Annotated in this window: 13 protein-coding genes; 7 read left to right on the top strand and 6 right to left on the bottom strand. The window is 47.6% G+C overall.

Going from position 1 to position 10,761, the window contains the following annotated elements; translation table 11 throughout:
* Nucleotides 1-243 precede the first annotated feature (243 nt).
* Entirely contained in the window at nucleotides 244-666 is a 423-nt protein-coding gene (locus tag HZB62_00065; protein ID MBI5073561.1) for a hypothetical protein, read from the top strand.
* A 16-nt stretch (nucleotides 667-682) separates the two neighbouring features.
* Here HZB62_00065 and HZB62_00060 read toward each other — a convergent pair whose 3' ends face one another.
* Both HZB62_00060 and fsa read right to left on the bottom strand, forming a co-directional pair.
* On the bottom strand, nucleotides 683-898 hold the full coding sequence (locus HZB62_00060) for a zinc ribbon domain-containing protein (GenBank protein ID MBI5073560.1): 216 nt from the start codon (nucleotides 896-898) through the stop codon (nucleotides 683-685).
* Nucleotides 899-911: 13 nt separating this feature from the next.
* On the bottom strand, nucleotides 912-1,574 hold the full coding sequence (gene fsa / locus HZB62_00055; protein ID MBI5073559.1) for a fructose-6-phosphate aldolase: 663 nt from the start codon (nucleotides 1,572-1,574) through the stop codon (nucleotides 912-914).
* A gap of 335 nt (nucleotides 1,575-1,909) precedes the next feature.
* Between fsa and HZB62_00050 the strand changes: the two genes are divergently transcribed.
* From HZB62_00050 to trpS, 4 genes are all read left to right on the top strand, one after another.
* Nucleotides 1,910-2,581, top strand: coding sequence for a site-2 protease family protein (locus HZB62_00050; GenBank protein ID MBI5073558.1), 672 nt, complete (start codon nucleotides 1,910-1,912; stop codon nucleotides 2,579-2,581).
* 41 nt (nucleotides 2,582-2,622) lie between these two features.
* Entirely contained in the window at nucleotides 2,623-4,410 is a 1,788-nt protein-coding gene (locus tag HZB62_00045; GenBank protein MBI5073557.1) for a phosphoenolpyruvate carboxykinase (GTP), read from the top strand.
* A gap of 195 nt (nucleotides 4,411-4,605) precedes the next feature.
* Nucleotides 4,606-6,321 (top strand): hypothetical protein, encoded by a 1,716-nt coding sequence (locus HZB62_00040; GenBank protein ID MBI5073556.1) that lies wholly within the window; start codon nucleotides 4,606-4,608, stop codon nucleotides 6,319-6,321.
* Between the two features lie 70 nt (nucleotides 6,322-6,391).
* Nucleotides 6,392-7,351: a tryptophan--tRNA ligase gene (gene trpS, locus HZB62_00035; protein MBI5073555.1), complete on the top strand. Its 960-nt coding sequence runs from the start codon at nucleotides 6,392-6,394 to the stop codon at nucleotides 7,349-7,351.
* On the opposite strand, the gene HZB62_00030 is transcribed toward trpS, so the two are convergent.
* The 4 genes from HZB62_00030 to HZB62_00015 all read right to left on the bottom strand — a co-directional run bounded on the left by HZB62_00030 (nucleotide 7,348) and on the right by HZB62_00015 (nucleotide 8,750).
* Nucleotides 7,348-7,812, bottom strand: a complete 465-nt coding sequence (locus HZB62_00030) for a PIN domain-containing protein (GenBank protein MBI5073554.1) — start codon at nucleotides 7,810-7,812, stop codon at nucleotides 7,348-7,350. The genes trpS and HZB62_00030 overlap by 4 nt on opposite strands.
* On the bottom strand, nucleotides 7,793-8,080 hold the full coding sequence (locus tag HZB62_00025; GenBank protein ID MBI5073553.1) for an AbrB/MazE/SpoVT family DNA-binding domain-containing protein: 288 nt from the start codon (nucleotides 8,078-8,080) through the stop codon (nucleotides 7,793-7,795). The genes HZB62_00030 and HZB62_00025 overlap by 20 nt, the downstream gene beginning before the upstream one ends.
* Nucleotides 8,081-8,175: 95 nt before the next feature.
* Complete coding sequence (mazF, locus tag HZB62_00020; protein ID MBI5073552.1) at nucleotides 8,176-8,508, bottom strand: endoribonuclease MazF; 333 nt, start codon at nucleotides 8,506-8,508, stop codon at nucleotides 8,176-8,178.
* Nucleotides 8,508-8,750 carry an AbrB/MazE/SpoVT family DNA-binding domain-containing protein gene (locus tag HZB62_00015; protein ID MBI5073551.1) on the bottom strand — a complete coding sequence of 81 codons (243 nt, stop codon included), beginning with the start codon at nucleotides 8,748-8,750 and terminating at the stop codon, nucleotides 8,508-8,510. The genes mazF and HZB62_00015 overlap by 1 nt, the downstream gene beginning before the upstream one ends.
* A gap of 251 nt (nucleotides 8,751-9,001) precedes the next feature.
* Here HZB62_00015 and HZB62_00010 point away from each other — a divergent pair, with 251 nt between their 5' ends.
* Entirely contained in the window at nucleotides 9,002-10,270 is a 1,269-nt protein-coding gene (locus HZB62_00010) for a site-specific DNA-methyltransferase (GenBank protein ID MBI5073550.1), read from the top strand.
* A 95-nt stretch (nucleotides 10,271-10,365) separates the two neighbouring features.
* Entirely contained in the window at nucleotides 10,366-10,617 is a 252-nt protein-coding gene (locus HZB62_00005) for a hypothetical protein (protein MBI5073549.1), read from the top strand.
* Nucleotides 10,618-10,761: the final 144 nt, after the last annotated feature.

Genomic DNA, 10,761 nt, shown 5'->3' with positions numbered 1-10,761 from the left:
GCTTCCGGTTTGTTGTTCTTGCTTGTATATATGCAGGCTTCATGCCAACTGGAAACATCCCGTTTTTAAAGGATTCTTATCTGGGATTCCTTTGCAGAACTGCAAATAGAATAAATATATTCGCAGTTCTGCAAAGATTAGGGGACTGATTGAGGTCTTATAATAGATGAAAGAGTTGCGGTTGAAAAAAAAGAGGTGAATGTTTATCATTAGCGAAGAAGATCAGACCATCCAGGGGGAACAATGAAGAAAATAACGCTTCTCTTGCTCGCATCTATTCTGCTTGTTTCGTGCGGCGGCAAAAAAGAGGTAAAACAGGTTACCCAGGAATCGAAGACAGCTACTGAAGCCTTTGGCGTTGCAGAGACGATCAGGAATGCCTTTGTAAAGAAGGATTCGGCAACCATACAGAGAAATACCACTGAGACGGGTTTCAAGGATATCATGGCCGGCAGGCAGGTCTTTGACAGCGTGGATATTTCCTTTACCCCCCGGTGGGTCGAGATCGAAGGCGATAAGATGTTCGTGAACATTTCCTGGAAAAGCACTTGGGTATTGTCCGGCAGAAAGACGGACGATCGCGGCATGGCAGTGTTTGTAATGGAAGGCAATCCCCTGAAAGTGATACAGATACTCAGGGCAAATCCTTTTGCTGTTCAGCAATAATGATCCGGCGCCGCTATTAATGGCAGGAACTGCAGGAGCCTTTGCTGCAGGAACTGCATCCCGCAGAAGATGATCCGGCAAAAGGCTTTTCTACACCGCTCATGCCGAAGGCAGACATTTTTTTCTTCACATCGCCGGATGAGCATTTGGGACAGATAACTTCCCTGTTGCCAAAGACGATCTTCTCAAAATCCTCGCCGCATACATTGCATCGATATTCATAGATCGGCATAAGGCATGAACCTCTACTTCTTCTTTGTCGGTTTCTTCGGGACTTTTTCCCAGTCTTTCAGAAATTTTTCGAGCCCGATCTCGGTCAGGGGATGCTTTATCAGCTGGGTTATTACAGAATAGGGGATGGTCGCAATATGTGCTCCCATGCGGGCTGCATCAAGCACATGGAGCGGGTTCCGCACTGATGCAACGATCACCTCGGTCTCGAAGAGATAGTTTGCGTAGATATCCAGGATCTCCTCAACAATGTCCATGCCATGGTGGCTGATGTCATCCAGGCGGCCGACAAAAGGACTTACATAGCTTGCCCCTGCCTTTGCTGCAAGAAGTGCCTGGTTGGCCGAAAAAATAAGGGTAACGTTCGTCTTTATTCCCAGGGAAGAAAGCTTCTTGACCGCCTTGAGCCCTTCCTCTATCATTGGGATCTTGATAACAATATTCTTATGTATTTTCGCGAGCTCTTTGGCCTCTTTCACCATAACATCAGCGGTAGTGCCGATCACCTCGCCGTTCACCGGCCCCTTCACAATGCCGCAGATGGCCTTCAGGATCTGGACAGGGTCCTTGCCTTCTTTGGCAATAAGAGAGGGATTGGTGGTGACACCGTCAATAACGCCCAATTCCCAGGCCTTTTTGATCTCGTCGATATTGGCTGTGTCTATAAAGAATTTCATGGAACACCGATTGTTTATTATAACGAAAAGGACAGACTTTTTGTGTCAGGTCCGTAAAAAAAGGGTCAGACAGCGTCTTTTCTTCTTGTACCTTTTAACTGCTCTCTACCGGCAGGAAGAACAGCGACAAGAAACTTTTATGCTGATCTGGCATTTTGTTTTCCTTCAGCATTCCGCATAACTTTTTACAAAGCAGGAGCCCGGCAAACCCGCAGGGCTCCTGCTTTTACGATCATTTTCCCGTTTGACTTATAACGATTAAATGCATAATACTACAAGACTTCTCTTGCACCAGCTTGGAAGTATTTCTCGACCAATAAATACCATGAGGGAGAATCTTGGAACCGGAAACATTACAGCGGCTTCTTATCTCTGCGCTGCCCATTCTCATCGCGATCACCTTCCATGAGGTGGCCCACGGATATGTTGCGTTCAGGCTCGGCGATCCGACCGCAAAGCTTCTTGGCCGCCTGACGCTGAACCCTCTTGCGCATATAGACCTTTTCGGAACGATCATCATGCCGATTATGCTCTTTGTTCTGACAGAAGGCCGTTTTGTGTTCGGGTACGCAAAACCCGTACCGATCAATCCCGCGAACTTCACAAACCCGAGAAAAGGTATGGCCTTATCGGCTATTGCTGGACCGGTCACCAATATCGCCCTTGCTCTGGCAAGCGTAATCCTTCTCAAGCTTGTGATCGCACCCATAGCCGGCCTTTCTCCTGACACGGTGAAAGAGACCGTGATGAAACCTCTGCTCATGATCTTTTCTGCAAGCGTAGTAGTGAATGTGGTGCTTGCCTCTTTTAACCTGATCCCGATCCCGCCGCTTGATGGAGGACGAGTTCTGACAGGCCTGCTTCCGTCAAAGCAGGCCATATCGTTCAGCAAGATCGAACCCTTTGGTTTTATCATTGTGCTGGTGCTGATCTATACAGGCATTGCAAACCTTTTCATTATGCCGTTCATCACTTTTTTTCTGAAAATATTCGGCATGCTGCAATAATTCGCATACCATTAACGATAGAAACAATGAGGAGATACGTTATGAACATTGAAATTAAAAACAAGAAACTCAATGCCTGGATCGCTGAGATCAAGACAATGTGCGAACCGGATGCAATCTATATATGCGATGGGTCCAAACAGGAATATGACAGCATGATGCAGAGGTTGATCGACAGCGGCAGCGCTACCCCATTGAAGAAGCGGAAGAACAGTTTTCTGTTCAGGTCTGACCCGAGCGACGTAGCACGCGTTGAAGACCGCACCTATATCTCGACCACATCTCAGGATGAAGCAGGGCCTACAAACAACTGGATGGCGCCGGCCGAACTGAAGGGGATCATGAAGGATCTTTATAAGGGCTGCATGAAAGGCAGGACCATGTTTGTGATCCCTTTTTCCATGGGACCGATCGGTTCGCCCATCTCCAGGATAGGCATCGAGATCAGCGACAGCCCTTATGTGGTGGTCAATATGCATATCATGACCCGCGTCAGCTCGAAGGTGCTGGAACTTCTTGGCAGTGACGGCGATTTCATTCCCTGCCTCCATTCGATCGGCGCACCGCTTCAGCCCGGCCAGAAAGATGTGCAGTGGCCATGCGCCCCGATAGAGAACAAATATATCAGCCACTTTCCTGAAGAAAACCTGATCTGGTCGTACGGGTCCGGGTACGGAGGGAATGCCCTGTTAGGCAAGAAATGTCTGGCGCTCCGCATTGCATCTGCTGTTGCACGGAGAGAGGGATGGCTTGCAGAACATATGCTCATCCTGCGGCTGACCAGTCCTGAGGGCAAGCAGTATCATATTGCAGCAGCATTCCCCTCAGCATGCGGAAAGACCAACCTGGCCATGATGCAGCCTTCGCTCAAGGGCTGGAAATGTGAATGCATCGGCGATGATATCGCCTGGATGAAGATCGGTCCGGATGGACGGCTGCATGCCATAAATCCGGAGAGCGGGTTTTTCGGCGTTGCACCCGGAACATCCTATGGCACCAACCCTATGGCAATGGATACGATCAGGGAAAATACCATCTTCACGAACTGCGCACTGACCGATGACAGCGATGTCTGGTGGGAGGGCATGAATGACGAACTGCCGTCACATCTTATTGACTGGAAGGGTCATGACTGGACGCCTGCAAGCAAGGCTGACGCTGCGCATGCGAATGCACGTTTCACTGCGCATGCATCACAATGCCCGGTCATCTGCAAGGACTGGGAAAATCCTGCGGGCGTGCCGATCGATATCTTCATATTCGGTGGCCGCCGCACCAGCGTGGTACCGCTTGTCTCTGAGGCCCTCTCCTGGGAGCATGGCGTCTTCCTGGGGGCCACAGCAGCATCAGAGACAACAGCTGCGAATATCGGATCAGTAGGCAATCTGAGGCGCGACCCCTTTGCCATGAAGCCCTTCTGCGGATATAACATGGGCGACTATTTCGAGCACTGGTTCAGCATGGGCGAGAAGCTCGGCAGCAAGGCGCCGAAGATCTTCTACGTGAACTGGTTCAGAAAGAGCCAGGACGGCAAGTTCCTCTGGCCCGGCTTCAGCGACAACAGCAGAGTTCTCAAATGGATCTGCGAACGCGTTGACAACAAGATCGGTGCAGAGAGCTCTGCCATAGGTCTGCTGCCCAAAGAAGGGGATCTTGACCTTTCAGGCCTCACCCTGACACCGGAAAGCATGAAGGAACTGATGAGCGTAAATATTGCTGACTGGAAAGCTGAGATACCTGATATCGAGGCACACTTCAGCACCTTTGGAAAGCGTCTGCCCTCCAAACTGAGAGACCAGCTTGAGGAGCTCAGAAAGCGTCTTGGATGATACAGCGATATAATTACCCCTCAGGATTGGCAACGTTTCAATGACTGGGGATAATTATCATAAAATCTCCCCTTGCCCCTCTTTTCCAAAGAGGGGATTCATTCCTCCCTTTGACAAAGGCTTGTCCCCGGATGGGGAGAGATTAGGAGGGATTTTATTATTAAAAATGCCCTTCGGGACAGGTTAAGATCAGAGATGATAGCCTCGAAAAAAAACCTGGTCAATGTCCTGGGCGTTGTGTACGTCCATACAAAGACCAGTGACGGCGGCGATCTGTATCTTACCCGTTTTGCCGAGAACCGCCACAAACATTTCGAGATAGAGAACTGGTATGAAACAGGCTGGTTCAACCAGCATAAATTACGGCTTTTGGGCACGAGTTCCGTGTACAAGGTCCCCACAAAAGAGGTTGACGGCTTAAGCCTTGACCTGGTGGTCAAGAACTGTCGTGTCGGCGAAGATGTGCCTCTCGATACCCATACCCTGCAGGAGTTCTGTGATGCAGAGTTCAACAGTCCGTGGGAGGAATTTGCCCTGGTCATGGAGCTGATGGATAACCTGTACGGACCGAAAGAGACAAGGATACATACCCAGCTCCCCATGGCGATATACGTTCCGCCGGAAGTGATGCAGGCATGGCAGAGCGGGAGATCGGGCGCCAGGATCAACCGCATCCGGGCAAAACATCCGGGCATTGATCTTGATATCCTGAAGCAGTATAAACTGATCTATGAATGGATAACAGGCCTGAACATCAAGGAAATCTTCGCGTACATCGATATCAACACCGACGAGATGATCAAACATCTCAAGATCCTTGATGCCACAGCTCACAAAGACCTCAACAAGAAAGGTTACCTGGTGGCTGATATGAAGCCTGAGCATATCATCATCAGTGAGGCAGAGGTCGAAAACATTAAAGAAATAGGCCTCAGAGAAAAGAAGAACCCTGAAAAGGATCAGGTGGATCATCTCTATCAGCTGATCAGTAACGGCAACTATTCCATAATCGATTACGAACTGCTCCTGCGTACGCCGGAACATGAGGAGGCAGTAAAGAATTCAAGAAGATATTCGTATCTTGATGATCAGAGACACCGTTTTGAACCGACCTCTCTGCCGGTCCATCTTTCTGCTGCCGAGATCCTTAGCGTTCCCTATCTGTACGGCCACGCAGAAAGCACCGGCGGGCGCCTCTGGGTTGTGGGACGGAATCCGCACCTGTTTGACTATTTCCTTCCTGAGCGGTGGAGGAAAACACCCTCGATAAAACTGTCAGAAGCCAAGGAAGTCTTTTATACGATAACAAAGGACAACATTCATCTTGTCTGGGAAACCTCCCGGGTAGGGGAAATGCCTGTTGGTGATGAAGAAGGCTCCCGCGATCCAAAAGTCTGTCAATACGGCATTAACAGTCCGTTTGAGGAGTTTGCCATTGCTCATACCCTTAACCGTCTCGGCATCCCCACGGTCTATGTGAGGGCTATCTATATGACCGGCAGCAAGAAGATAGAGACCTCGACCGATGTGAGAAAATATGAATCACACAAGGACCTCATAGACCCGGAAGGGAATCCTGTACTCCAGGAAGATCATAATTACATTACCATTCGGGGCTATTACAACGGCCCGGATCAATGGGTTGCGGAAAACCGTGATGCCCTTTATACGCCCGTGGACCTTTCCAAGGCCATTGAAAAGGGGATCATCAATGAATCTCAGTGCCATATGTACATGGATACAATAAAAGCAAAATTACACTTACACGGCTTTGACGGTTCATCACTGAAGGCCAATGACCTTCTTCTGGCTGTGGACGACAATGGCAAGATCATGAAGAACAGCTCAGATGAACCGCAGGTCATTATCTGCAACTTCGAGCTGATATGGAAAATTTCCAGGGTGGAATAGTGCATTATAGAGGCATCAGGAAAATATTTATTATAGGCGGAGGTTTATTGTGGACAGAGTCTTAAGCGGCATGCAGTCAAGCGGCAAGGTACATCTCGGCAACTATGTCGGAGCTCTTCAGAACTGGGTGAAGCTCCAGGATAACTACGACTGCTACTATTTTGTTGCTGACTGGCACGCCCTTACAACAGGATATAACAACCCTTCGGTGCTGCATGAATCGGTAACAGACCTGCTGGTGAATTTCCTTGCCGCAGGCCTCGATCCTGACAAATGCACCATCTTCATTCAGTCCAGGATACTGGAACATGCCGAACTTCATCTCCTGCTCTCGATGATCACGCCTCTGGGATGGCTTGAGCGCGTGCCGACCTACAAAGAAAAACAGACCGAGCTGAGCGAGCGTGACCTGTCCACGTATGGCTTTCTCGGGTACCCGCTCCTGCAGACCGCAGACATCATTATGTACCGGGCAAAGCATGTGCCTGTAGGCATAGACCAGGTGCCTCACCTTGAGATATCGCGTGAGATTGCCCGGAGATTCAATAACCTTTACGGAGATGTTTTCCCTGAGCCTGATGCACTCCTTACCCCCTTCCCCAAAGTGCCTGGCGTTGACGGAAGAAAGATGTCAAAGAGTTACGGCAATGCCATCTATCTTTCAGACAGTGCCAAAGAGGTGGAGCAGAAGATCAGGACTATGACCACTGACCCTGCACGCGTAAAAAGGACTGACAAGGGAGACCCTGAGCTCTCCCCCGTATTCCAGCTGCACAAAATATTTTCGACAAAAGAAGAACAGGCAGAGGTTGCCGAAGGATGCAGGACTGCCGGTATCGGCTGCATTGACTGCAAGAAGGTGCTGATCAAAAACGTCTTTTCAGTTCTTGAGCCGATCTGGGCAAAGAGAGAGGCTCTTCTTGCTGATCCTGATAAATTGCATGCCATCGCTGAAAAAGGAAACGAGAAGGCCAGAAAGGTGGCACAGGAGACCATGCAGTTTGTGCGCAAGGCAATGGGGCTTTATTAGCCGTCCGATTCCAAGGCCTTGAGCACCTCAGGAAGAATGTTAGCAAGAAATTCAGAAGGGCCAAGGATTTTAAAGGAGTATTGCCCTGTCAAATGACTAAAGTCCTTTCTGTCCCCTGTTACAAGATAATCAACCTTGCCATTGATGGCTGAAGCAAGCACAGGCATATCCTTTTGAGACGTGGCCCCACTCAATTTAGTTAGTTCTTTTGATGAGGGAAGAGGGATGATGTCAAGGTTCAGCAAGGGAAGATATTTACTGTAAACCGGAAGTGCCTCAGGCATCTTTTTTATTAGGTTACGTTCAATTTCAATAATATTATATTCCCCTGTCGCTGCCGCGAGCTGCGGAAGCCCGAGCGATAAAAGATCCAAAATAACGCGGGGAGCTCCCTTATCTGAGAAAAGACCTGATAGGATGACGTTCGAATCAAGGAATATCTTAATGCTTCTTTTTGCCATAGATTTCCTTGTAAAGCAGTTCTCTCTCCTCCCCAAGCCCCTTGAGCAATTCTTTTTCTGAAAGCCCTGAGGCCTTCATGATCTTTCTGATCTGCCTTCGCGCTTCATCGAGCTCAAGCCTTTTGGGGGTGATGATGACAGAGTCTCCAACAGGTATGATAGAGACTACCTGTCCTTCTTCAAGATGGCTTGATTCCCGGATTTTCTTGGGGATGGTCAACTGGCCGCGATTTTTTATCTCTGCAATAGCTGTTTTCATGGTATCCATTCCAACCCTCCCTTTAGATACATTTTCTGAATATAGAATATCAGAATTCAGAATAATCGGCAAGGTTGCAGGCTATCGATAAATGGAGCGTTATTTCAATAAAGAAGAGGTTTGAATTTAGCGAGGGCTCGTGAAAGGGCTGTTGCTGAAATGCGGTCAGTTACTTTTACCTTGCGGGCCTGCCAGTCGATAGAGCGAACCTGATCAGCAAGGGCAACTCCAGAGGTCTTCTTTGCGCCGTCAAGCGCCACTTCAAATGGATAACCTTTGATCTTTGTGGTGATCGGACAGATAAGGCAGAGGCCGGAAGCCTTATTGTAGAGCGCGGGAGAGAGGACAAGCGTCGGTCTAAAGCCTGCCTGCTCATGCCCTAATGTGGGATCGAAACTCCAAACGATAATATCGCCACGATCCGGAACTGCCTTCATTAAAGAAGCTCCTTACCAACAGGCTGCCCATAATCAACCTCGGCATGACGATTTTTGGCCGTAATCTCTTTCACAAGCTCCTTGAGGGTATACTCCTGCCTTTCAGCGGGCTTGATGATAATACCACCCTCCGTATTGTCGATCTCTATGGTGGAGTTCACTCCGATACCGGCCTTTTTAGCTACTGCGCTGGGTATGCGCACGCCTATGCTGTTGCCCCACTGTGCTGTCTTCGCAATCATGCTACAACCTCCTTCAGCGCCAATGTCTAAATAAAGTATATCCCATGGATATACATTATCTCAAGTTATTATTTATCCGTCTTTCCCTGACAGCTCAAGTCAATGCATCATCGGCCACTGACCTGATCAACTGCATGCGATTGCAGAAAAGGGAAACGAAAAGGCCAGAAAGGTCGCTCAGGAGGCATGGCAATGGGGCTTACGAAAAAACTCATGTTTCATAACTTACACCAAATGAGTAAAATTAAAAGATGACTAAATTACATGCGGCTTCTCGCTTTGACTCTGTAGATTATCTGACACAGTTTATACATATTGAAAAGGGGAACTTATTTTCGAATGGCTCCTCAACAATGGTCGACGAAGTTAATATCGGAGATCTGCCTGTAAAAAGATTTACTAATGAATTTTGGACTGCCAAGCAAAGACAGGCTAATTCTCTTCATGAAATTTCCTACAGGGCATGCTTTAAGCCACAGTTGCCTCGTTTCTTTATAGAACTGCTTACTGCTCCCGGGGATATTGTTTATGATCCCTTTACAGGCAGAGGAACGACTATAGTTGAAGCGGCACTTCTGGGCAGAAACGTTATTTCCAATGATATAAATCCGCTCAGCAGCATTCTCTGTAAGTCACGACTGTTTGTTCCTGATCTGAATGAATTGGCGGCCAGGCTAAACTCAATTCGGATTCATAAAGCTCTTTCCTCTGATTTCGATCTTGCCATGTTTTATCATGAAGATACGCTGAAGGAAATATTATCCATTAGGAATTACTTGATAGATAGAGATGAAACTGGCAAACAGGACGAGTTGGATATGTGGATTAGAATGGTCGCTACCAATAGACTCACCGGCCATTCAAAGGGTTTTTTCTCGGTATATACATTTCCTCCCAATCAAGCTGTTAGTCGAGATAGTCAAATAAGGATCAATCAGCAGAGAAAACAGACGCCAGAATATAGAGACACGAAGAAACTTATTATCGCAAAGACAAAAGATCTCCTGAAAAATGTGACTCAGACTGATATCGTTACGTTGAGACGAATTGGAGAAAAGGCCATATTTCTTAATGATGACGCTCGTGAAACAAAAACGATAAAAAGGGGTGTGGTTTCGTTGACGGTAACTTCTCCACCATTCCTGGATATAGTCAAATACGCGGCTGACAACTGGATGAGGTGCTGGTTTAATAATATTGATGCTGAAAGCGTTGGATTACGAATTACCATGAGCAAGAAAATAGAAGACTGGGTTGATGTCATGAACGGCGTTTTTCGGGAACTATATAGGATAACGAAGAAAGAAGGCTTCGTAGCATTTGAGGTCGGTGAAGTTAGAAATGGCAAAGTTAAGTTAGATGAGTATGTGGCTCAGATTGGTATAAATCAAGGCTTTTCATGTGAGGGAATTATGATCAATGCACAGGTGTTCACAAAAACATCAAATATTTGGGGTGTTTCAAATAACGGGAAAGGGACAAATACGAACAGAATTGTTATTTTCAAGAAAGTATTGTGATGCTTGCGATCAGCACCCTGCTGTTCTGACTTGCGCTGAAAGTTTTGTTTGTGGGTTCTATGCTGTCTCAAGAATTGATAAAAAAAGGAGAACCAATGGATAAGGATTCCAGTGACCTGAATGATGTCATTGAACAGATGTGCAAGCCGCTAAAGGCCTTACCATTTCATAAGGTGATTGAGGCTCTTAGTCAAAAGAAAGTCATCCGTTTTGATGGCAGTAATTTAGAACATTCAGAGGTCTTGGATAAACTTAGCGAAGCCGCCAGTGTTGCCTGCATGGAGATCAATAGAAATGGAATCCTGCGGCCAAGACCAAACGAAGTGGGTAACGATATTGAGCCCTAACTAACAGGTGGTCGGGTTTGGTTGGACAGGCAGAAGCGATTTATAAGTGATAAGCTGCCTGTTCATACAGCTACCTGCTTCTGAGGTAACGTGCTCCAGTAAACATCATCTGGCTTCCTTCGGTCAAGGTTCTTATTCCGACGC

Source organism: Nitrospirota bacterium, assembly GCA_016214855.1.
Lineage (GTDB): Bacteria > Nitrospirota > Thermodesulfovibrionia > Thermodesulfovibrionales > UBA6898 > UBA6898.
The sequence above is the reverse complement of the archived record's forward strand: the minus strand, read 5'-3'. Positions and strand labels throughout refer to the sequence as shown.